Annotated in this window: 17 protein-coding genes and 1 pseudogene; 10 read left to right on the top strand and 8 right to left on the bottom strand. The window is 64.8% G+C overall.

All coding sequences use genetic code 11. From position 1 onward, the window contains the following. Positions 1-77: 77 nt before the first annotated feature. The 6 genes and pseudogenes from galD to EO156_RS10885 form a co-directional block, all read right to left on the bottom strand. Entirely contained in the window at positions 78-1,820 is a 1,743-nt protein-coding gene (gene galD / locus EO156_RS10910) for a GH35 family beta-galactosidase GalD (protein WP_016849740.1), read from the bottom strand. A gap of 11 nt (positions 1,821-1,831) precedes the next feature. Next, positions 1,832-3,748 carry a sialate O-acetylesterase gene (locus tag EO156_RS10905; protein WP_026006959.1) on the bottom strand — a complete coding sequence of 639 codons (1,917 nt, stop codon included), beginning with the start codon at positions 3,746-3,748 and terminating at the stop codon, positions 1,832-1,834. Positions 3,749-3,836: 88 nt separating this feature from the next. Beyond that, positions 3,837-6,092, bottom strand: coding sequence for a hypothetical protein (locus tag EO156_RS10900; protein WP_016849742.1), 2,256 nt, complete (start codon positions 6,090-6,092; stop codon positions 3,837-3,839). A gap of 111 nt (positions 6,093-6,203) precedes the next feature. Next, a pseudogene (locus tag EO156_RS10895) lies at positions 6,204-8,229 on the bottom strand (TonB-dependent receptor). Between the two features lie 338 nt (positions 8,230-8,567). Further along, positions 8,568-11,504: a TonB-dependent receptor gene (locus EO156_RS10890; protein WP_016849743.1), complete on the bottom strand. Its 2,937-nt coding sequence runs from the start codon at positions 11,502-11,504 to the stop codon at positions 8,568-8,570. Between the two features lie 253 nt (positions 11,505-11,757). Continuing rightward, entirely contained in the window at positions 11,758-12,729 is a 972-nt protein-coding gene (locus EO156_RS10885) for a LysR family transcriptional regulator (RefSeq protein WP_003481928.1), read from the bottom strand. Between the two features lie 415 nt (positions 12,730-13,144). On the opposite strand from EO156_RS10885, the gene EO156_RS10875 reads away from it, so the two are divergent. The 5 genes from EO156_RS10875 to fdxA all read left to right on the top strand — a co-directional run bounded on the left by EO156_RS10875 (position 13,145) and on the right by fdxA (position 17,109). After that, positions 13,145-13,777, top strand: coding sequence for a 2-dehydro-3-deoxy-6-phosphogalactonate aldolase (locus EO156_RS10875; RefSeq protein ID WP_016849886.1), 633 nt, complete (start codon positions 13,145-13,147; stop codon positions 13,775-13,777). Further along, positions 13,774-14,922: a galactonate dehydratase gene (gene dgoD / locus EO156_RS10870; protein WP_003481922.1), complete on the top strand. Its 1,149-nt coding sequence runs from the start codon at positions 13,774-13,776 to the stop codon at positions 14,920-14,922. Before EO156_RS10875 ends, dgoD begins: the two co-directional genes overlap by 4 nt. Further along, entirely contained in the window at positions 14,916-15,827 is a 912-nt protein-coding gene (locus tag EO156_RS10865; RefSeq protein ID WP_033482654.1) for an SMP-30/gluconolactonase/LRE family protein, read from the top strand. Before dgoD ends, EO156_RS10865 begins: the two co-directional genes overlap by 7 nt. After that, positions 15,824-16,702: a 2-dehydro-3-deoxygalactonokinase gene (locus EO156_RS10860; protein WP_016849888.1), complete on the top strand. Its 879-nt coding sequence runs from the start codon at positions 15,824-15,826 to the stop codon at positions 16,700-16,702. The genes EO156_RS10865 and EO156_RS10860 overlap by 4 nt, the downstream gene beginning before the upstream one ends. Positions 16,703-16,785: 83 nt before the next feature. Then, entirely contained in the window at positions 16,786-17,109 is a 324-nt protein-coding gene (gene fdxA, locus EO156_RS10855) for a ferredoxin FdxA (RefSeq protein WP_016849889.1), read from the top strand. A gap of 130 nt (positions 17,110-17,239) precedes the next feature. Here fdxA and EO156_RS10850 read toward each other — a convergent pair whose 3' ends face one another. Together EO156_RS10850 and dapA are read right to left on the bottom strand one after the other, a co-directional pair. Continuing rightward, positions 17,240-17,758 (bottom strand): hypothetical protein, encoded by a 519-nt coding sequence (locus EO156_RS10850; RefSeq protein WP_005916570.1) that lies wholly within the window; start codon positions 17,756-17,758, stop codon positions 17,240-17,242. Between the two features lie 16 nt (positions 17,759-17,774). Beyond that, positions 17,775-18,683 (bottom strand): 4-hydroxy-tetrahydrodipicolinate synthase, encoded by a 909-nt coding sequence (dapA, locus tag EO156_RS10845; RefSeq protein WP_016849890.1) that lies wholly within the window; start codon positions 18,681-18,683, stop codon positions 17,775-17,777. Positions 18,684-18,776: 93 nt separating this feature from the next. Here dapA and EO156_RS10840 point away from each other — a divergent pair, with 93 nt between their 5' ends. The 5 genes from EO156_RS10840 (at position 18,777) to EO156_RS10820 (ending at position 22,246) form a co-directional block, all read left to right on the top strand. After that, positions 18,777-19,403, top strand: coding sequence for a glycine cleavage system protein R (locus EO156_RS10840; protein WP_002813792.1), 627 nt, complete (start codon positions 18,777-18,779; stop codon positions 19,401-19,403). Between the two features lie 10 nt (positions 19,404-19,413). Further along, positions 19,414-19,764, top strand: a complete 351-nt coding sequence (locus EO156_RS10835) for a ribonuclease E inhibitor RraB (protein WP_016849891.1) — start codon at positions 19,414-19,416, stop codon at positions 19,762-19,764. Positions 19,765-19,801: 37 nt separating this feature from the next. Continuing rightward, positions 19,802-20,284, top strand: a complete 483-nt coding sequence (locus EO156_RS10830; protein WP_005916564.1) for a peroxiredoxin — start codon at positions 19,802-19,804, stop codon at positions 20,282-20,284. Between the two features lie 82 nt (positions 20,285-20,366). Next, the gene (locus EO156_RS10825; protein ID WP_003481904.1) at positions 20,367-21,764 is read left to right on the top strand and encodes a PhoH family protein; all 1,398 of its coding nucleotides are present in this window, start codon (positions 20,367-20,369) and stop codon (positions 21,762-21,764) included. Continuing rightward, positions 21,764-22,246 carry a hypothetical protein gene (locus EO156_RS10820; protein WP_016849892.1) on the top strand — a complete coding sequence of 161 codons (483 nt, stop codon included), beginning with the start codon at positions 21,764-21,766 and terminating at the stop codon, positions 22,244-22,246. The genes EO156_RS10825 and EO156_RS10820 overlap by 1 nt, the downstream gene beginning before the upstream one ends.

Raw genomic sequence — 22,246 nt, 5'->3', positions numbered from 1 at the left:
TGCCGCGGGGGCGGCAGCGCATGGGTAAGGCGAGGCGATGCCGTCGCGGCGGCGTCGCGGCGTGGTGGCAGGCGCGCTTATTTGTAGGTTGCCAGCTTGATCTTGAGCAGCTGCGGCACGCTGGAAAAATTGACGCCGTAATCGGTCTGGTCGCCATTCCAGTTGCGCTGGAATTTCCACTCGTTGCCTTCGTACACACCTTCCTCGACACGGTCGTAGATCATGTTGGCGGTGGCGTCGCTGGCCGGATGCAGGGTCACGCGCGCGTGGTAACCGGTGACCAGGAATTCGTCCGGGCTCAGTTCGGCGATCAATGCGGCGCCGATCGGTTCGGGATTGCCCGGCGGCTCGCCCTTGAACCAGAACTGCGGCACGCCATAGGTGATGGTGGCGCTCCAACGGTCGTTGAGCTTGAGCTCCTGCACGGCCTGGCCGGGTTCTTCGGCAGTGCCATGCAGCTTGCCTTCGGAAGCGGCCTTGGCGAACGGCCGCATCCCCATGCTGACCGCCTGAAATCCGAGCGCGAACGGCGCCAGCGTTTCTTCGTTGACGTGCTTGGCACCGAGCGGATAGTTGGAATAGCGGGTGTAGTCGATGCCGAAGGCCGACCAGCCGATGCCGTTGTGGCCCAGCGTGGGATACAGATAGCGCGCGTATTCGGGGCGGTTGCCGGTTTCGGCCACGAACAGCGCGTTGTCCGGGCGTGCATAACGCTCCAGCACCGTGGTGTACATGCGGTATTCGGGCATGTAGATGTCCGGCGCCAGCAGGTCGATGTGCGGGCCGGCCGCCTTCCACACATCCAGCACGTTGTCGGTGGGTCCACCGCTGGCGTACTGGCCGGGCTGGCCCGGATTGAACGGGCCACGCAGCGCAGCATTGACGTACATCGGCAACGGATACTCGGCCTTGCCGGCTTGCGCTATCTGGTCGATGTAGCGGCCGATCGACCACGCGTGGAAGATCTCGTCGGCATCGGCACCGAACACCTGCGCCCAGGTGCCCGGCTGCTTGTTCATCCGTTTGATCAGCTCGTCCGGCACCTGGCCGTCGAACAGCTTCTGCGCCATCGGCGAGAAGTCGCGCACGCTGCCGTAGGTGCCCGCCTCGTTCTCCGGCTGGATCATGATCACGGTGTGCTGCGGGTCCACTTTTTTCAGGTGCTGCATGAAGGCGACGAATGCCTTGCGGTCGGCATCCAGGGTGGCCTGCGCATGCGGCGACAGCGAACCGATCGACTTGCCTTCGCGGGTGACCACGCGCGGGAAGCGCTGGTTGTCGGTCTTGACCCAATGCGGCGCGTACTGCGGGCCGTTGTTCTTCCAGGTCGCAAACCACAACAGCACCAGTCGCACCTTGTGCTCGCGCGCCTGATTGAGCAGCGTATCGACGAAGGAAAAATCGAACCTGCCTTCTTCCGGCTCCACCTGTTCCCAGGCGATCGGCACCTGCACGGTGTTGGGGCCGAGCACCTGCATGGCCGGCCACACCTTGTCCATGATGCCGGGATAGTTGCTGGAGTTGTTGACCTGCGCGCCCAGGATCAGGAACGGCGCTCCATCGACCATCAACGCATGCTTGCCGTCCTTGCTGACGAACTGCGGCATCGGCGTCTGCGCCGCCGGCGCCGCTGCCGTGGCAGGCGTGGTCGCTGCGCTACCGGCAATCGGTGCGACTGCGACCGGCTTGGCTTTGTCGTCCTGTTCGCCGGATTGGCACGCCGCCAGGGCCAGCGCCAGCGCGGACAGCAGCAGCGGACGCAGGCGACGGCGTGCAGGGGAAGAAGCGATCACGCGTGCAACGGGGGAATGCATGGACATAATGCTCCGTGTCACCAGGTATCGGTGCGGAAAGGGGAAACAGGAAGGGCGTCGCGATTGATCAGATTGGCGTCGTCCGGGTTTTCGCTCCAGCCGTAGCGCACGGCGACCGGTGCGGCGACGGCATCGCTACGCACGATCACGCGGTCGCCATCGATCTGCGCGGTGGCCGGGTGGAAGCGTTGATCGGCGCCGGCAATACGAAAGCCCTGTACGGCACCGCCGCCACGCACCTGCAGCGCACTGCCCTGCAAATCAAAGCCCAGCACCGCCTTGCCGCCGTCAAAACTTGCGCGCTTGAACACCGGCGCGCTGTACACCAGCGTTTCGCTATAGGCCACATGCCGCGCTGCCAGCGCAAGGCGATGACCCACATCGCGCTTGTTGGTGGGATGGATGTCGGTGGGGTTACCGATATCGATGATCACCGCCTGCCCGGTCGCCGGCAGCGCCAGCGTCTTGGACTGCGATTCGCGCAACAGCGCCCACGGGCTCAGCTCGCCCTTGTCGCCGCCGGCCTTGAAGTTGGCCAGCTGCACCCACAGGAACGGCAGCGTTTTGTTGCCACGCTCGGCACGCCACTGCCGGATCATCGCTGCGAACTGCTCGCGGTATTTCACCGCGCCGGTGTCGGTGGCATTGGTTTCGCCCTGGTACCAGATCACGCCCTTGACCGGGAACGGCTGCAGCGGATGGATCATCTGGTTATAGAGCAGCGTGGGCAGCTGATTCTTGTTGTCGGTCAACGACACCCTCACTGCGGCCGGGCGGAATTTCCAGCCGTCCAACGCGCGTTTGGCACCGGCGCTGGTCTGCACGAAGCGCTGCTCGTCCGGGCCATGCATGCCGCCACCGCCGCTGAGGTCTTCCACGCGGACCGCAATGTGGTTGACGCCGGCCTTGAGCGCCGCAGCCGGCACCTGATACACGCGTGGCAGGTTCCATTGCTTTTCGGTGCTGCCGACCTGCTGGCCGTTGACGTAGGTGGTATCCGAATCGTCGATCTGGCCCACGCCCAAGGTGATGCCGGCCTTGGCCTCGGCAGCGCTGAGCGTGATGGTGGTGCGATACCAGGCGATGCCGTCCATGCCGTCGTAGCCGCTGGATTCCCATTGCTTGGTGACCGGGATGCTGTCCCAGTCGCTGTCGTCGAACGCCGCTTCGCGCCATTGCGGCATCTCGTCCTCCACCTTGGGCCAACGCGCGATGCGCTTGCCGGTGGCCGCCTGCGCTGCGGCGTCGCGTTGCTTGATCGCCTCGATCGCGCCCTGGTTCTGATCGGCATTCAGGCCCAACGACGCGGCGTCCATCCACGCTTCGATCGCGCTCCCGCCCCAGGTGCTGTTGACGATGCCGATCGGCACGCCGGTGCTGGCGCGCAGCTCCTTGGCGAAGAAATAGCCAACCGCGGTGAATTCACCGGCATTGGCGGGCGTTGCGGCCTTCCACTCGCCACCGGTCAGGCGCGCCTGCGGCTGCACCGACCACGATTTGGGCACCTTGAACTGCCGTAGCTGCGCATCGTTGGCAGCGGCCACCGCTTGCGGGCCGTCGCTGGCCTGGGCTAACGGCCATTCCATGTTCGATTGCCCGCCGGCCAGCCACACATCGCCGACCAGCACATCGCGCACCTGCAGCTCGCCCCCGTCGCCCTGCACACGTAGCACGTACGGACCACCGGCTGCATGCGCAGGCAGCCTGACCTTCCATTGCCCTGTTGCGTCGGCCTTGGCGGTGGCGCGCTTGCCGTCGAAGCTGACCGCGATCGCGGCGTTGGGCGAAGACCAGCCCCAGATGGGCATCGGCTGATCGCGCTGCAGCACGGCGCCATCGGCGAATAGCAGCGGCAGCGTCGGCACCGCCCAGGCACACGGACTGACCAGCACCAGGCCCAGCAGGCAGCCACGACGAACGAAAGAAGCGGTCATGCAGTGATCTCCAAAGTCGGCGCAGCCAGGCGGCGCGCAGCGCCGTACAAGGTAAGACAGCGCGATGACGCGCGCAGCGAGGCCGCGCTCATCGTGGATCGCCATAGAAGATGCCACGGCCGCCGGTGGCAAAGTACACGCGGCCGGCAATCCGCGGGTCGCCGGTCACGCTATACGGTTTGCCGAAGCGATGGGCATCGTCGTTGATGCGTCGCCAATGGGCGCCCTCGTCGTCGGAGCGGAAGATGCCATCCACGCCCGCCACGCGCCCGGCCAGATACAGGGCCGGCGGCGCGCCGGCACGTAGCGCCTTGCCGATGCCCAGCGAGCGCGCTTCATCTGGTTTGGATAGCGTGCGCAACTGGCCGTTCTGCCAACGCATCACGCCCAGCGTCGGGCTGGCCAGATACACCACGCCCGCACGCCAGGGGTCGGGACGCAGTTGCGGGCGCGCACGTTCATCGCGCGCCGGGCTGCCAACCTGCTGTCCGGTATCGCGAAAGCTGGCCGCGCCATCGCTGCTTTCGTACAGGCGCCCGCTCACCCGATCGGCCGCATACCAGCGCTGCGCATCGACGCGGTCGGCCACCACCACCGCGGTATCGGGCAGGCCCTGCACGCGCTGCCAGCGCTTGCCGAAATCGCCAGTGCGCCACACCCCGCCTTGGTCCGGCACCCACACCACCTGCGATGCATCGGCGGCAATGGCAATGGTGCCGGCCCCCTGCCCGCGCGGCGGCTCGCTGGCGAATGCAGCCCAGTGCGTGCCCCCGTCCTGCGAATACAGCGCGCGAATCTCGTTGTTGCGACGATCGCGCACGGTACCGCTGCGCACCACCCACTGCGGCGCCTGGCCGGCGCCATCGATGCTTTCGCCATTGGTCAGGCGCGGACCAAGATACTGCAACTGTGCGGTGTCCAACGCGTCATGCCGGAAGCCATCGATATCGCCCAGCGCGCTGAGCAGATGCGCGCCGGCCATCGGGCTGAGCAGATCCAGCGGCACGGTTTCTTCCAGCCCACGGTCCTGGAACCACCACTGCAGCGGCGGCTGCTCTGAAAACGTCTGCAGATTGCGCGAGGCCCAGATGCCGTAGCCGGTGACGAACATGGCGTGGTTACTATCGAACGGATCGATCGCCAGCGCGCCTATCCAGTGCGGTGTTGCGTGCGCGGTCCACGGCGCGGCGCTGTGATCGAACTGCGCAGCCGCCAACAGCGGAACCCAGCTGCGTCCGCCATCGCCGCTGCGAAACACCTCATCGCGCGGCGTGCGGCGGCGGAACGTGCTGGCCAGCAGCACCTGCGGATGTTGCGGATCCACCGCCACCGCGCCCCAGCCGAAACCATCGCCAGTGGCTGGTTGTGGAATCGGGCTGATCTCGCGCCAGCGGCCTTGCGTCGCGTCGTAGTTCCACAGCGCGCCGCCGGCCATCAGATCCGGGCCGGGGTGATCGCCATAGCTCAAGTACCACTGCCCAGCGTTGTGACCGACCATGTGGCTGGGGCGCAGCCCCTTGGGTTGCCCGGCCACGGCCGACCAGGTGCGCCCCGCATCTTCGGAGACATACAGGCTGGTTTGCGCAGTCGAAACGCCCACATAGATGCGTGGTGTCGCAGCGCCAGCATGGCCGCTGGCGGCGTCGAACACCACGAAGGCGATTCCCACCGCCTGTTCGCTTCCGACATGGTTGCGCGCCGTGGCGCCAGCCAATGCATCGGCAGGAAATCCTTCCACCCGCGCCCAGTGCGCGCCGCGATCGTCGCTGCGCCACAGGCCCGCATCGCGTGAGCCAAGCAACAGCACACGGCCGTCGTGCGGGTCAACGGCCAGCCGCTCGCCATTGGCGCGGCCCAATTGATTGCCACCGAGCTTGAACGGCAGGTCGGCGCGTTCGAAATGCTTACCGCGATCGAACGAACGCAACACCGCGGCATTGCCGGCGCGTTCGTGCATGTAGGTGCCAGCAGCGAGGTACAACGCGTTCGGGTCGGCAGGATCGACCGCAAAAGCGTCGATTCCCATCAGATTCCAATCGTCGGCGCCCAACCAATCGGTCAGCGCGACCCACTGCTGCGCCTGCGCGTCCCAGCGATAGGCACCACCGACATCGGTGCGTGCATAGGCAAGATCGCGTTCGGCGGGATGAAACAGCACACCGGTGACAAAGCCGCCCCCCCCGATGGCCACGCTGTGCCACTGATACGGGTCTGGCGTACCGGGCTCGTCCGCGGATGCCTCGGACGTCATGAAGAGCAGCACCAGCGTCAGGCAGACAGCAGTCAGCCACGCATGTGCTGCAGAAAAACGGCGCTTAGTAGGCGGATCGATCACGGCGATCATTCCTCCGGCTCCCCTCGCGATCGATGGCCTGGCCATCGATAGGAAAAACACCGGCCCAACGAGCTGCCTGCACAGCTCGCCGGACCGGCGACGCACTTCCTACGGCGCGTTCTACAGGCTGGCCCGCAAGGTCAGGCCATACCGACGATCGTTGATCACGAAATCGCGGTAGCGCGACTCGGTGCCCAGATAGCTTTCGCGACGGGTATCGAGCAGGTTCACGCCATCGAGCGAAATCGACCACACATCATTGATGTTGAAACGCAGCGAGGCATCCAGCTGGCCGAAGCCCTTGTTGTAGACCGGCAGGTTGCCGGTGCCGTTGCCCGCAGTGGTCACCAGCCAGTCGCTGCGCCAGTTGTAGGCCACACGGCCCTGGAAGCGCGCCGTTTCGTAGCTGAGGATCGCGTTGTAGCTGTTCTTGGACAGGCCCTCCAGCGGCACCGTCAGCGACTGGCCGTTGGTGTCGGTGGCGGTCGGGCTCGGCGCTTCGCTGTCGACGTAGGTGTAGTTGGTCTGCAGGCCGAAACCGCTCAACCAGCCCGGCAGGAAGTCGAAGAACTGCGTGTAACCCAATTCGGCGCCGCGGATCTTGCCCGAATCGCCATTGACCGGACGGGTGATCTGCCACACCTGGCCGTCGTACACCTCGTTAGCGATAGATGTTGCCCTTGGTTTCGGCATCGCGGTCGGTGTAACGCACACCGGCCTTGAAGCTGCGCACGAAGTCGCTATCGAAGGCCAGATCCATATCCGAACGCCAGGCGAATTCGGTGCCGGTGTTGTCGTCCTTGTTGTCCAGGTGATAGCGCCAACCGTTGTAGTTGTTGACGTCGGCCAGGTAGCCTTCCGCACCGCTGGCATCGGTCACCGACAAGCGCGGCAGATCGCCACGGAAATCCACGTTGAACTGCGGGCTGGTGACCTGACCGGTAGACAGGATGTAGCGCGTGCCGGTGGTGGTGGCATCGACATACTGGAAGTCGGTGCTCAGGGTCAGCTTTTCGTTGACCGTCCACTTGGCGCCCAGCGAGTAATCGGTGGTCACCGAATGCCGCTCGGTCAAGCTGGTATTGGATTCGGTCGGCACATTCTGGAACGAGCCGTTGACGAACTCGTTGCGGTTATTGACCTGGATGCCAGGCAAGCCCTGCATCGGGTTGGCGCCGGTCAGCGCGAAGAACGAATAATCGTGCCAGCTGAAGTCGTAGTCCGAACGCAGCACCTGCGTATAGACCTCCACTGCATCGTTCGGACGCCACTGCATCGCAAACGCGCCGGTCTTGCGCTCGCGCTCGCCGACGGTGGTGTTGATGCCGGCGCCGTGCGGTACCGACACGCCCTGGCCTTCGTAGCCCGGCAGATCGGTCTGGGTGTACCACGGCTCGATCGAGATGGTGTCCTGACGGAACGGGCTCTTCTGCTGCGAGTAGTTCACCAGGATGCCGATCTCGCCGATACCGGTCTGCCAGCGATCGCTGAACAGGCCCGAGAACGCCGGCTTGCCGTCGTCGGCGAGGTCGTAATAGTTGTACTGCACGCTGCCGGCGATCTTGCGGCCGTCGTAGTCGAACGGCAGACGCGTGCGCAGGTCGACCGTGCCGCCCAGGCCACCTTCGATCATGTCGGCAGACGGATTCTTGTAGACGTTGACGCCACCGAGCAATTCGGCAGACACGTCTTCGAAGCTCAGGCCACGGCCGTCGTTGGCGGTAAAGATGTCGCGACCATTGAGTTCGGTACGCACCTGGGTCAGGCCGCGGATGGCGATCGAGCTGCCTTCGCCGTAGTTGCGCGAAATCTGGATTCCGGAGATGCGCTGCAGCGCTTCGGCCACGTTGTTGTCGGGCAGCTTGCCGATGTCTTCGGCAACGATGGAATCGACGATCTGCTCTGCGTTCTGCTTGACCAGCTGCGCCTTGGTCACGCTGCTGCGGGTACCGGTGACCTGCACGGTGTCCAGCTGTTGCGTCGTTGCATCCGATGCCGGCGCGGCAGTGGTGGTCGCATCCTGCGCATAGGCCTGCGCGCTCAGCAGCGTGGCCACACTGATGGCCATCACGGAGCGGCGGAAATCACGGATCGAACGCTGACCCACAGTCCGGCCTGCCGGAACGTGGCGATGTTGCACTGACATGGTGCTCCCTCCCAGGACGCATGTACTTCTAGTTTTTAGCGGGCCGGTGCGCGAGCGCCCTGCCCGTCGTTGTGCTGGCTTGGCATCTGCCGACGGCAAGTGCCGTGGCTGGGTAGATGCGGTGTAAACCCGATCGGGCTTACCTGATAGCTACGGCCGGAGCATAGGGCGCGGCCGTCATGCCAGACCAATGAAATATTCCTGGAAAGGTATTCGCTAAACCTATAACAACCCCAGAAAACCCGGCAACTCTGGCATCGTAGGGACATGGCACGGATTTGAACGTGGCGGGCTCAACTCTGAGAGCCCGCCCACGTCACCTGCGTGATCGCCCGCACTTACCAGTTCATGCGCAGCACCAGCGAGTAACGCCGGTCGTTGACGAACCAGCTGCGCGTATACAAATGGTAGTCGACCTCGCCGCCCGTGTAGGACGTCGGCCCCATCAAGACCTTGGTCACCGTGTTGGTCAGATTGTTGGCCTGCATGCCGAGCTGGACATGCGGGTTGAAGCGGTAGAACGCCGAGGCGTCGAGCTGGCCGTAGTCGTCCGACCAGGTCGGCAACTTGGTCGACACGTCGCTGGCGGTGAGCAGGTAGCGCGAACGCCAGTTGTAGGCCAGGCGCAACGAAAGCGGTCCTTTCTCGTAGATGCCGGCCAGGTTGTAGCTGCGCCGCGACAGCCCTTCCAGCGGCAGGCTCACACCGGTGACGGTGGTCTGGGTGTACGGGTCGGTGGCGGTATTCACGCCGCCGCTGCTGTCGACGAAGGTGAAGTTGGCATTGACGCCGAACCCGCTCAGCCAACCCGGCCACGAATCGAAGAACTGCGTGTAGCCATATTCGAAGCCGCGGATGCGCCCCTTGTCCATGTTGTACGGGCGCGTCACCAGCCAGTCCTGCCCACCGTAGTTTTCGGTGACGGTTTGGTTGGAGAAGTAATCCTTGACGCTCTTGTAGAACAGCGTCAGGTACATCATGTCGCTGGTGTCGAAGTACCACTCCAGTGCGGTGTCGTACTGATTGGCCTTCATCGGCTGCAGATTCGGATTGCCGGCAGTACCGGTCCATCTGGAAACGGTGCCATTGGACTCGGTGTTTGCCGCGAGCAGCAGGTACGGCTGCAACTGCGTGTAGTCCGGGCGCGCCATCGCCTTGGACGCGGCGATACGCCACTGCAGCGCGTCGGAGAACTTGAAGCGCATGTTGAAGCTCGGCAGCACGTTGGTATAGCTGCCCTTGGCATTGTTGGCGAAGTACTGCCCGGTGTACTGTTCGCGCAGCGCTTCCGAACCCGCGCTTCCCGACAGGTCCGGGAACTGGCCGTAGCCATTGGCTTCGGTCTTGGTCTGCACGATGCGCACGCCGATATTGCCGTCCACCGGCACGCCCAATGCTTCGTCGTTGCCGAAGTACATCACCGCGTAGGCGGCCTGGGTGCGTTCGAACTGGCGATTGATGTCCTGCAGCTGGTACTGGTCCGGCGCCCAGCCCGAGCCGCGCAGCGCCACGATCTGCTCGATCATCTTCGAGGTACCTGCGTAGTCCTTGACTGCGGCGTTGCTCGGAAAATACAGACTGTTGGGCACATCGATCTTGCCGCGGAACAGATTGGAATACGAATACAGCTGCGAGGTGCCGGTCATGTAGGTGGCCAGATCGGCCAGTCCGGTCCCATTGGCGGTCCCGGGAATCTGCGCCCAGTTATCGCTGATCACACCCCAGTTGTAGCCGGAGTTCTTGTTGATCTGGGTGCGGTCGGTGGCGCGGATGCCGGCACGGAAGGTGCGCAGCCAGGCACTGTCGTCGAATGCGTATTCCAGGTCGAAGCGCGTGGCCAGTTCGCGGCCGCGATTCTTCGCCAGATGGTCCATGGCCGCACTCCAGAAATAATTGGAGGGGTTGCTGGTGTAGGTGCTGTCGGCAATCCCGACCGATGGATATTTGCCGCTCAGATCGAAGGTCAGGCCCGGCAGGTAGATCGAATCGAACAGGGTGAAGTCCAGCGAATCGCTCTCCGAGCGCACCAGCTGCATATCGCCGCGCACGGTGAGGTTGCTGGTGAGCTTGTGGGTAAAGCCGCCGGACAAATCCGAGGTGGTCGTGCTCTGCTGCGCGTAGCGGTTATTGGTGTAGAAGCGCACGCCATCGTTGCCGGTGACGTTGCCGCGCCAGGAACTGGATGCCGGCGAGCCACTGACGAAGCGGCCGTCGGCATCGTAGGTAAACTGCGTCCCGGGCGCCGGGCCAATCGCGTTGGTGTCGTCGTTGAAGAACGCCGCACGCTCCTGCCAGTTCATGTCGTAACTGGAGCGCATGTATTGCACGTAGATCTCCGTGTCGTCGCTGGGCCGCCACTGGAACGCGCCAGCCACGCCGTTGCGCTTGCGCTCGAAATCGAGCTGCCGCCAATTGACGCCGCCGGGCACGTAGACTTTGTCGAAGCTGGTGCCTTCCAGCAGCGCCGCATCGGTGCGGCGCACGAACGGCTCGACCTGGATGCCATCGCTGCGCGTGGCCAGTTCCGAATGCGCCACATCCACCATCAAGCCCATCTCGCCGAGGCCGGTATTCCAGCGATCGCTGAAGAGAAACGAGCCCGATGGTTTGTAGGTCTTGCTGAAATCGCCGTAGTTCACGTCGGCGGTCGCACCGATGATCCGGCCCGGCTGGTCGAACGGCATGCGCGTGCGCAGGTTGACCGTGCCGCCCAGACCGCCTTCGATGATCTCGGCCGACGGGTTCTTGTAGACGTCCACGCCCGCCATCAGTTCGGCCGGCACATCTTCGAAGCTCAGGCCGCGTCCGCTGGCCGCGCTGAAGCTGTCGCGGCCATTGAGCTCGCCGCGCACCTGGGTCATGCCGCGAATCATCACGCCGCTGCCTTCGGCAGAGAAGTGGTCCGGATCGTTACGCGCCATGAAGTGATCGATGGTCACGCCGCTCACCCGTTGCAGGGTTTCGGTAACGCTGCGATCCGGCAGGGCACCGATATCCTCGGCGCTGACCGAATCGACGATCTGTTCGGCATCGTGCTTGATCGACTGCGACTTGATCAGGCTGGCGCGCACACCGCGCACTTCCACTGCATCCAGGTCGGTGGCCTTGCTCGCGGTGCTCGAGGAGGCGTTCTGGGACGACTGCGCCTGCTGCGCATAGACCGGCGCAGCGAGCAAGAGCCCGATGCTGATGGCCATGGCGGAACGGCGCAACGAAGGCAAACGACGGGCGAGCACGCCCGTACCTGCCGAGGCATGGCTGGAACACTGGTACATCTGAATCCCTCCCAGGACGCAAGACGATTGAACAAGTTGTCGCAACGCAGACGCGCGGCGTGATCACGCAAAAAACGGGCGATGTCGCCCGTCAATTCCCTCCAGCAGGCGGCCTGGCCGCCGATCGCGTGCCCGACGTTACGTGCGCTTCAGCGTGCGATCTGGTTCACACGTATAGGCGCACCACGCAGCGCCAGCCAATGAAAATTTCACAGGCTGCTATTCCACTGCGGAATAGCGATGAGCGCACTGGTCAGGCAAGGGAGTCCGGCACGCGCAGCGCGGGATACAGACGTCGTGCAGTGGTGCGCAACGCCTGCAAAATGCGCTCGGCACCGGGCGGCAGGACGTAATCGCGTCGACGGATGATGCCGAACGATTCCATCCGCACGCCCAGTTCGATCGGCAGCACGGTAAGCAATTTCGCCTGGATCAACGGCGCCACCGATTCCACCGGCAGGGCGGTCAGCATGTCGGTGCCGCGCAGCAGGGTCGAGGTGACCGGCAGCGATGAGGTTTCGATGGCATTGGTCGGCGTCTGCACGCCGTGCTCCATGAACATCGAATCCAGGCGCGCGCGCAACACGCTGTCGGCCGGCGGCAGAATCCAGCCGTGCCGTACCAGATCGGCGTGCTGCAGGCCGGCGCGGCTGGCCAGCGGATGGCCGGCACGCGCGATCACCGAATGCGGCTCGTCGGCCAGCGGCTCGAACTCCAGCTCGCCCACCCCTTCCGGCCCGAGGATGCGCCCGATCACGATATCGAGCTGCCCGTCCAGCAACTTGGCCACCAGCGGACGGCTGTAGTCCATTTCCACACGCACCAGGATGTCCGGAAATTCGCGCTTGACCTCGGCGATGGCCTGCGGCACCAGGTTGGTGCCCGGATTGACCACCGTGCCGATCGAAGCCTGGCCCATGCGGCCGGCGCGCAGCGCGGCGATTTCTTCCTGCGCCCGCCCGATCTCCGACATCGCTGCGCGTGCGCGCCGGATCAGCACGTGGCCATACCAGGTGGGCTCCACGCCACGGGCATGCCGCTCGAATAATTTCACCCCCAGCATGTCTTCCATTTCCGCCAGCAACTTGGACGCGGCCGGCTGCGTCATGCTAGCGGCCTCAGCCGCGCGCAACACCGAGCGCTGTTCGTGCAAATGCAGCAGCAGCAGGAGCTGGCGCGTCTTGAGCCGGGCTGCGTTGAACCAGGGAGTACCGGAATTTGCCATAGCGTGCGGTTGCGACCGTGTATTCGTCGGAGGAATAGAATATGCCGAAAATTTCATTTGCAGCACATATCTCCCCGCGCGAGGCTATCGAACGCCGCAGCAGGAGCCCCTACCTCCCGGGCGCGGTCAGAACAGACGTGACCTGCCCCTCCTCGGGCGGCAACACGCACGCCCTATATGCGGAGGTGGACGACGATGACGGCATCATGCCCGCCGATTGCAGGCCGTAGGACGGCGCATGCGTGTCCAGGTGACGCTCCCTCAAGGTCGGAATCCATCGCCTTGTTCGCCACACGTCCTCCTTCCACGCTGCGCGTCGGCCGCCATGCCACGACACGCAGTCGCGCAGCCTCCCCCGACGTTGCCGGCCCTCCGGCCGCCAAACGCCGCTTTCCGCTCTACCGCGAGTAACCGCATGACTTCAGATACCACCGCCAGCCCGTTCGTCCTGCCCCTGGTCGCCATCCTGCGCGGCATCACGCCGGAAGAGACGCTCGACCATGTCGGCTCACTGATCGACGCCGGTTTCGATGCGATCGAAATCCCGCTCAATTCGCCGCGCTGGGAGCAGAGCATTGCGCTGGCGCAGCAGACCTTCGGCGCGCGCGCCTGGATCGGTGCGGGCACGGTGTTGCGCAACGAAGATGTCGACACCCTGGCCGAGATCGGTGCGCGCTTCATCGTTACGCCGAACACGCGGCCATCGCTGATCCGTCATGCGGTGTCGCGCGGCCTGACCGTGGTGGCCGGCTTCGCAACCGCAAGCGAAGCGTTCGACGCCATCGACGCCGGCGCAACCATCCTCAAGCTATTTCCGGCAGCGACCTATGGCGCCGCGCATGTGCGCGCGCTGCGCTCGGTGCTGCCCACGCACATCCCGGTCTATGTGGTGGGCGGCGTCAGCCCGCAGACCCTGGCCGGCTTCGTTGCCCAGGGCGCCGCCGGCGCCGGCATCGGTGGCGAACTGTACAAACCCGGCCAATCGCTCGAAACAACCCAGACGCATGCACGCGCCTTTGTGCAGGCCTACCAGGAACTGCAAGGATGAAGATCACCCGCCTCACCACCTACCACGCCGCACCGCGCTGGCTGTTCCTCAAGGTCGAGACCGACGAGGGCATCACCGGCTGGGGAGAGCCGGTCATCGAAGGCCGCGCGCGTTCGGTGGAGGCCGCCGTGCACGAACTGGCCGGCTATGTCGTGGGCAAGGATCCGGCGCGCATCAACGACCTGTGGCAAACCCTGTACCGCGCCGGCTTTTATCGCGGCGGCGCCATCCTGATGAGCGCCATCGCCGGTATCGACCAGGCGCTGTGGGACATCAAAGGCAAGGCGCTGGGCGTGCCGGTGTACGAATTGCTGGGCGGGCTGGTGCGCGACCGCATGAAGACCTATCGCTGGGTCGGCGGCGACCGCCCGGGCGCGATCATCCAGCAGATCACCGACTACCGCGCGCTGGGTTTCGACACCTTCAAGTTCAATGGTACCGAAGAAATGAAGCTGATCGACAGCGCGCGCGCAGTCGATGCGGCGGTGGTCAAGGTGGCTGAAATTCGCGAAGCCTTCGGCAACACCATCGACTTCGGCATCGATTTCCATGGCCGCGTCGGCGCGCCGATGGCCAAGGCGTTGTTGCGCGAGCTCGAACCGTTCAAGCCCCTGTTCGTCGAGGAGCCGGTGCTGGCCGAACAGGCCGAGTATTACCCGCGTCTGGCCGCAAGCACTTCGATTCCGCTCGCCGCCGGCGAACGCATGTTCTCGCGCTTCGAATTCAAGAACGTGCTGTGCGCCGGCGGCATCGGCATGGTGCAACCGGACCTGTCGCATGCCGGCGGCATCACCGAATGCGTCAAGATCGCCGCGATGGCCGAAGCCTACGACGTCGGCTTCGCCCCGCACTGCCCGCTCGGCCCGATCGCACTCGCCGCGTGCCTGCACGTGGACTTCGTTTCGCACAACGCCGTGCTGCAGGAACAGAGCATCGGCATCCACTACAACGAAGGCGCGGATCTGCTCGATTACGTCGTCAACAAAGACGATTTTCACTGCGTGGATGGCAGCATTGCCGCACTGCCCAAACCCGGGCTCGGTGTGGAGATCGACGAAGAGATGCTCAAGCGCGCAAACGAAAACCCGCCCGACTGGCGCAACCCGGTATGGCGCCACAGCGATGGCAGCATCGCCGAATGGTAAGCACGCCCGAACACACCGCCGTGCTGGCGGTCGACAGCCGCTGCACACATGGCGAAGGCGTGCTGTGGTGCGAGCAACGCCAGGCGCTGTACTGGGTCGACATCAGCGAAAAACGCCTGTGGCGGCACCATCCGGCCAGTGCGCACATGCGCTACTGGACATTGCCCGACCGCCCCGGATGCATCGGCTTGATGGACGATGGCCGCGTGCTGATCGCGCTGGCCAAGGCGATCGGCATTGTCGATCCGGACACCATCGAAGAAGACGTGCTGCCCTTCGAAAAACTGGCGGACGTGGAAGCGGACAACCCGCTTACGCGCAGCAACGATGGCCGCGTCGACCGGCATGGCAATCTGGTGTTCGGCACCATGGACGAACACGACAGCAAGGCCGCGCGCGGTGCGTTCTACCAATTTTCGCTGAAGCACGGCTTGCGCGCCCTTCCGCTGCCGGGTGTGTCCATTCCCAATTCGATCTGCTTCAGCCTCGACGGCCGCACCATGTATTACTGCGATTCGGTGCGCCCGCAGATCCTGTGCTGCGATTACGACCCGGAGACTGCACAAACCAGCAACACGCGCGTGTTCACCAGCCTGGACCGCGATGACGCCGAGCCGGACGGCTCGATCATCGACAGCGAAGGCTACCTGTGGAATGCACAATGGCGTGCGTCGCGCGTGGTGCGTTATCGCCCCGATGGCAGCGCGGAGCGCGTCGTGCAGCTGCCGGTCAAGCACCCTACCTGCAGCGCCTTCGGCGGTGCAGCGCTGGATAGACTGCACGTGATCTCCTCGCGTCTGGACCACAGCGCCGATGAGCTGGCCCGCATGCCCGAGGCCGGCAGCCTGTTCGTCTGCGACCTCGCCATCGCCGGCCTACCCGAAACTCGGGTGGCGAGCGCGTGATCGCCATCGATTGGGGCACCAGTAGCCTGCGCGGCTATCTGCTCGGTGCCGACGGCAAGGTCCGTGCGCAGCGCCGCGGTAGCGACGGCATCCTGGCCTGCCAGGGCCGCTTCGACGAAGTGCTGGCTGGCCTGATCGATGGCTGGGACGGCCCGCTGCTGCTCTCGGGCATGATCGGCAGCCGCAATGGCTGGGTCGAGCAACCCTACCTCCCCTGCCCGGCCGACACCGCCGCGCTCGCCCAGGCGATACGCTGCTACGACGCGCTGTTGCCGGGCCGCGCGCTGTGGTTCGTGCCTGGCGTCAGTACCGGCGAACAGACCGGCGTGCCCGATGTGATGCGCGGCGAAGAAACCCAACTGGTCGGGCTGATCGCCGCGCTCGGCGACGGCGCGCATGTCGCCTGCCTGCCCGGCACGCACAGCAAGTGGGCGCGGATCGCCAACGGCCAGCTCACAGGTTTCGCCACGGTCATGACCGGCGAGTTGTACGCCGTGCTGCGTCGGCACAGCATCCTCGGCAAGCTGATGGATGACGACCACGCTGCGCTGGACGCTGACGCATTCCTCCAAGGTGTCGATCGCAGCAACGACCCTGGCGGCCTCAGCCACCACCTGTTCGGCACCCGCACGCTCGGCCTGTTCGAACGCCTGTCCTCGGCGGCGCTGCCGTCCTACCTCTCGGGCGTGCTGATCGGCCACGAACTTCGCGAGCACCGCGGCGGTCACGCCACCGTGCATCTGGTCGGCAGCCCCGCCCTGGCCCAGCGCTACGCACTGGCGCTGCAGCACCTGGGCGTCGAAAGCCGGCTGCATCCGGAAGATCTGGCTGCGGCAGGGTTGTTCGCGCTGGCCAGGCAGCGCGGGCTGGCCTGACAGGCCAGCAGCAAAAACGCCGACAACTCCACACCCATCACGCGACTGCTTTAGAATTGGAAGGCTAAACGCCGGATTCCGCCATGCCTTTTGTTGTCACCGAAAACTGCATCAAGTGCAAATACACCGACTGCGTCGAGGTTTGTCCGGTGGATTGCTTCCACGTCGGGCCGAACTTCCTGGTCATCGACCCGGACGAGTGCATCGACTGCACCCTGTGCGAGCCGGAATGCCCGGCCAACGCGATCTATCCCGAAGACGACGTGCCAGCGGGCCAGGAAGCCTTCGTGGCGCTCAACGCCGAGCTCGCCAAGGCCTGGCCGGTGCTGACCGTGCGTCTGGAGCCGGCACCGGATGCCGCCGAATGGGATGGCAAGCCCAACAAATTGCCGCTGCTGCAGCGCTGAGCTGCACGACCGGGCGCGGCCCGGAGCCGCACCGCTGCCGCACCTCACAATGCAGTTGCCATCAACTCCGCACTAACGCAAAACGGGCGCCCAAGGCGCCCGTTTTGCTATCCAGCAAACCGCACCGGCCTCAGCCGCCCAGCTTGCCCTTGAGCGCAGCGATCACCGCCACCGGCGCTGCCGCCGTCGCCGGCATGCCACGTGGGTCCACGGCCGACACGTAACTGCCGGCGTCGACCTTGACCACGCGCACCAGGAAGCTGGAACCCTCGTAGCTCACGTCATAGGAACCGAGCATCTGCGCCTTGCTGGCGATGGTCAGGCCGGGGATGTCGGCCAATGCCGCGCCCACCTTGCCGAACACCTCGTCGCGCTCGCCCGGCACGGTAAACCCGCTATTGGCGCTTGCCGACGGCGGCGTGTTGGTCTGCTGCTGGGTGGTCGAAGCCAGCGTCGGCACCTTCATCGCACCGGAGGTGTCGGGCAGGTTCAGATCCGGCGGGACTTCCAGTGGGCGGGCTTCCGGCGCCAGCGCATAGTCGCCGCGCGCGCCCTTGTGAAACCAGCTGCAACCGCTCGTGGCAGCGACGGTGGCGGTCGCCAGCAACGCGAGCGACAGCACGCGGACGGGGGAAACGGAATGACGCATCGATAGATCTCCTGGGTCAGGCCGCGAGCATTTCGCGGCTGGAAAGCGCTTCCAACGCAATGGCGTCGGCGGCAAGGCGGTCGGCGGCAGGCTGGTGCGCCGCAGAAAGAGGCAGCAGCGGCAAGCGCAGGCCGTGGCCGATCCCGGCGCGCTGCAGCAGCGCCTTGACCGGGATGGGATTGGATTCGATTCCGCAGAAGCTGTGGTATTCCCTCAGCCGCGCGTCCCAGGCAGCGGCAGCATCGCGCTGGCCATCGCGGGCCAGATCGCACAGGCGCCGGTACGCCGCCGGCAAGGCGTTGGAGGCGACCGAGATCAGCCCGGCAGCGCCGGACAGCATCGCGTGCGCCGCGCTGCCGTCGTCGCCGCTGAGCACCGCAAAACTGTCGCTGCGCAAGGCCACCAACGCGGCGACGCGCTCGGGTTCGCTACGCGCTTCCTTGATACCGACGATGTTCGGATGGCCCACCAGCTCGGCCACCGTCTCCGGCAGCAGGTCGCAGCCGGTGCGGCCCGGCACGTTGTACAGCACCACCGGCAGGCCACCTTCATCGGCCACCGCCAGAAAGTGTGCCTTCAACCCGGCCTGGGTCGGACGCACGTAGGGCGGCGTCACCACCAGCGCGTACTGCGCGCCCAGCGCTGCAGCGCGACGGGTCTGCGCAATGGTCTTTGCCGTCCCGGACAAGCCGGTGCCGGCCAGCACCGGCACGCGACCGGCCACCTGCGCCGCGGCAGCGCGCAGTAGGGTGTCGTATTCGTCGTCGCTCAATGCCGCCGCTTCGCCGGTGGAGCCGGCAACCACGAGTCCCTGCACGCCACCGTGCAACTGCTGCTCCAGCAGCCGCCGCCAGGCATCCAGGTCGAGTGCGCCATCGGGACCGAAGGGGGTCGCCAGCGCGGTGATGATGCCGGAAAGGGACAAGATTCTGCTGCTCTTACGTGACAGGAAAAGGCCCGCGCACGCGCGGGTTGCGACCGCCTGCATGTTACTTGCGGCGCGAAACCACGGGCAAGTATGCTGGTCACCGCCAGGGCGCCTGCCCGGGCGGCCATTCAGCCTGATGCAATGCCGGAAGCCCCTTTGACCGACTCTACACCCCGGCCTTCGCCGACCGAAAATCACCTCCTGATCAACGCCTACACGACGCATCCGGAGTCCCCCCTGTTGCCCGTCACTCGCCGCATCGCCGACAGCGGCTGCAATCTCGTGGACGCCCGTCTGGCCACGGTGGGGCGCGACGTCTCGGTCACCGCACTGGCAACCGGCTCCTGGGATTCGGTCGCCAAGCTCGAAGCCATGCTGACCCGGCTCGAACGCGAGGAAGGTCTCAAGCTGGTCTGGTATCGCACCGGCCCCAAGCAGACCCAGTCCAACCTACTGCCCTACATCGTCGAAGTGATCGCCGCCGACAAGCCGGGCATCCTGTTCCAGCTCGCCGATTTCTTCGACCGCCAGGGCATCACCATCGAAAACCTGCAAAGCACCCGCTACCGCGCCATGCAGACCGGCGCGGAGATGTTTTCGGCGCAGGTGACGATCGGCGTGCCGGCCAACATGCACATCGCCGCCTTGCGCGATGATTTCCTGGAATTCTGTGATCACCTCAATCTCGACGCGATCATGGACCCGATGAAGTTCTAAGGCACCAACCATGGCCATCGCGATCTCTGCGCTAAAACAGATGTTCGACCACATCCGCTCGGAGACCGATTGGAATCTCGACGGTCCGCTGCGCTGGGAGTACTTCTTCGCCGATCCCGCGCAGGAGCCGCTGCAGAAACTCGCCGAGCAACTGACCCAGGACGGCTATCGCGTCATCGACATCTTCCTCGGCGAACGCGACGAAGACGATGGCGACGACGAAGAGTCGTACTTCCTGCATGTGGACAAGAAAGAACACCACACCATCGAGCCGCTGAATCAGCGCAATGCGCAGTTCGACGCACTTGCCAAACGCTTCCATGTGGCTGCTTATGATGGGATGGACGTCGGCCCGGCATGACCGCGCCGTACGCCCCTCCACTTTGGGCTGAGCAACGATGACCGACGCTGTATTCGAACTCCCTGCTGCAACCTTCGACCTGCCGCTGGCGCTGTCCGGCGGCACCCAGACCACCCTGCGCGACTATGCCGGCAAATGGCTGGTGCTGTACTTCTATCCGAAAGACAGCACGCCCGGCTGCACCACCGAAGGCCTGGACTTCAACGCCTTGCTGCCGCAGTTCAAAAAAGCAGGTGCGATGGTGCTGGGCGTCTCGCGCGATTCGGTGAAGTCGCACGACAACTTCTGCGCCAAGCAAGGCTTCACCTTCCCGTTGATCAGCGACAGCGATGAAGCGCTGTGCCGCGCCTTCGACGTGATCAAGGAAAAGAACATGTACGGCAAACAGGTGCTCGGCATCGAGCGCAGCACCTTCTTGCTGTCGCCCGAAGGGCATGTCGTGCTGGAATGGCGCAAGGTCAAGGTCGCCGGCCATGCCGAGGCCGTGCTGGCCGCAGTAAAGGCGCACGCCAAACAGTGACATCCCTCGCTTCCCGCGTCCTCCATCACCCTGCAGCTGCAGGCGTGATGGCTCGCCCCTGCTCCATCACTTGGAAGACCCAATGACCCGAGGCAAGCGCATCTACGTGCTGGACACCAACGTGCTGATGCACGATCCCACCGCGCTGTTCAAGTTCGAGGAACACGATGTGTTCCTGCCGATGCAGGTGATCGAGGAGCTCGACAACGCCAAGAAGGGCACCTCCGAAGTCAGCCGCAATGCACGCCAGGTCAGCCGTTTCCTGGACGAATTGCTGGAAAACACCAACGCCGAGCAAATCCAGGCCGGCATCCTGCTCAGCCATCCGCAGGGCATCCAGCTTAAAGGCCAGGCCGCGATCGGCCGGCTGTTTTTCCAGATCAAGCCGATCGATCCGGGCCGGACCTTCGGCGAAATGCTGCCGGACAACAAGATCCTGGCCTCGGTGCTGGCGCTGCGCGAAGAAAATCCGGATGTGCCGGTCATCCTGGTGTCCAAGGACATCAACCTGCGCATCAAGGCCTACATCAGCGGCCTGGTCGCCGAGGACTACCAAAACGACCGTGCGCTGGACGATTTCAGCCTGCTGTTCACCGGCGCCATCGAGCTGCCGGAAGATTTCTGGCAGAAGCACAACGAAGATCTGCGCAGCTGGAACGAACGCGGCCGCACCCATTACGAAATCGTCCTGGCCGAGGACGAAGACTGGTATCCGAACCAGTACCTGTACCTGCCCGGCGAAGACGAGGTGGAGCTGCGCGTGGCCAAGGTTGGCGGCGGCAAGGCCACCCTGTGCCTGGTCGACGATTTCCGCAGCGGTCAGCATGCGGTCTGGGGCATCGTGGCGCGCAACCGCGAGCAGAATTTCGCGCTCAACGCGCTGATGGACCCGGAGATCGACTTCGTCACCCTGCTCGGTACCGCCGGCACCGGCAAGACCTTGCTCGCACTGGCTGCAGGCCTGGCGCAGACCATGGACCAGCAGCGTTACCGGGAAATCATCATGACCCGCGCCACCGTCAGCGTGGGCGAAGATATCGGCTTCCTGCCCGGTACCGAAGAAGAAAAGATGACGCCGTGGATGGGCGCACTGACCGACAATCTGGAAGTGCTCACGCACAACCAGGAGGGTGGCTCGTGGGGCCGAGCGGCCACCAACGACCTGCTCGCCAGTCGCATCAAGATCCGCTCGATGAACTTCATGCGCGGCCGCACCTTCCTGTCGCGGTATCTGATCCTGGACGAGGCGCAAAACCTCACGCCCAAGCAGATGAAGACGCTGATCACCCGTGCCGGCCCCGGCACCAAGATCGTGTGCCTCGGCAACGTCGAACAGATCGACACCCCCTACCTCACCGAAACCACTTCGGGGCTGACCTACGCGGTGGATCGCTTCAAGGCGTGGCCGCATAGCGCGCACATCACGCTGCGTCGCGGCGAGCGCTCGCGTCTGGCCGACTTCGCTTCGGAGGTGTTGTGATGCGCGCATATCGCGGCGCGGCGGCGCTCGCCGCGATCGCGCTGGCCGGTTGCGCCAGCACGCAGGGGCCATCCAGCGTGCCGACCAATCTCAAGAACGGACAGTCCTGGATCATCACCCGGCAGAGCGTGGCCGAACAGGTGTTGCAGACCTGCTCGCGCGACAGCCCGGCGCGGCATCCAGGCCGGATCAGCGGCTATTGGGCGCCAAGCCATCAGCAGGTCGAACAGCTCGAAGCGCGGCAGGATGCGTTGACGCCCACCATTGCCGAGCCGCGCGAGTTCGACCGCCAATACGTGGGTGTGGTGATCCAGGGCCAGCAGTTGATCTACATCAACGCGTTCAAGCTCCCCAACGACCCGCCGGTGAAACCGGCGAGGGAAGCGATCCAGGTCTGCGACGGCGGCAGCATGTTCTGGGGCGCGCTGTACGACCCGCAGACCGGCGCGTTCTCGCAGATTGCAATCAACGGTAGCCCCTGA

The organism is Xanthomonas sp. DAR33341 (assembly GCF_003992815.1).
GTDB classification, from domain to species: domain Bacteria; phylum Pseudomonadota; class Gammaproteobacteria; order Xanthomonadales; family Xanthomonadaceae; genus Xanthomonas; species Xanthomonas cissicola.
This window is presented reverse-complemented; position numbering and strand designations above follow the sequence as displayed.

Coding starts and splice junctions, on each gene's coding strand:
- EO156_RS10900 (WP_016849742.1), bottom strand. CDS start 6,092: ATGATCGCCGTGATCGATCCGCCTACTAAGCGCCGTTTTTCTGCAGCA.
- EO156_RS10890 (WP_016849743.1), bottom strand. CDS start 11,504: ATGTACCAGTGTTCCAGCCATGCCTCGGCAGGTACGGGCGTGCTCGCC.
- EO156_RS10905 (WP_026006959.1), bottom strand. CDS start 3,748: ATGACCGCTTCTTTCGTTCGTCGTGGCTGCCTGCTGGGCCTGGTGCTG.
- EO156_RS10820 (WP_016849892.1), top strand. CDS start 21,764: ATGCGCGCATATCGCGGCGCGGCGGCGCTCGCCGCGATCGCGCTGGCC.
- dgoD (WP_003481922.1), top strand. CDS start 13,774: ATGAAGATCACCCGCCTCACCACCTACCACGCCGCACCGCGCTGGCTG.
- EO156_RS10830 (WP_005916564.1), top strand. CDS start 19,802: ATGACCGACGCTGTATTCGAACTCCCTGCTGCAACCTTCGACCTGCCG.
- EO156_RS10840 (WP_002813792.1), top strand. CDS start 18,777: ATGCTGGTCACCGCCAGGGCGCCTGCCCGGGCGGCCATTCAGCCTGAT.
- EO156_RS10825 (WP_003481904.1), top strand. CDS start 20,367: ATGACCCGAGGCAAGCGCATCTACGTGCTGGACACCAACGTGCTGATG.
- fdxA (WP_016849889.1), top strand. CDS start 16,786: ATGCCTTTTGTTGTCACCGAAAACTGCATCAAGTGCAAATACACCGAC.
- EO156_RS10885 (WP_003481928.1), bottom strand. CDS start 12,729: ATGGCAAATTCCGGTACTCCCTGGTTCAACGCAGCCCGGCTCAAGACG.
- galD (WP_016849740.1), bottom strand. CDS start 1,820: ATGTCCATGCATTCCCCCGTTGCACGCGTGATCGCTTCTTCCCCTGCA.
- EO156_RS10865 (WP_033482654.1), top strand. CDS start 14,916: ATGGTAAGCACGCCCGAACACACCGCCGTGCTGGCGGTCGACAGCCGC.
- EO156_RS10850 (WP_005916570.1), bottom strand. CDS start 17,758: ATGCGTCATTCCGTTTCCCCCGTCCGCGTGCTGTCGCTCGCGTTGCTG.
- EO156_RS10875 (WP_016849886.1), top strand. CDS start 13,145: ATGACTTCAGATACCACCGCCAGCCCGTTCGTCCTGCCCCTGGTCGCC.
- EO156_RS10835 (WP_016849891.1), top strand. CDS start 19,414: ATGGCCATCGCGATCTCTGCGCTAAAACAGATGTTCGACCACATCCGC.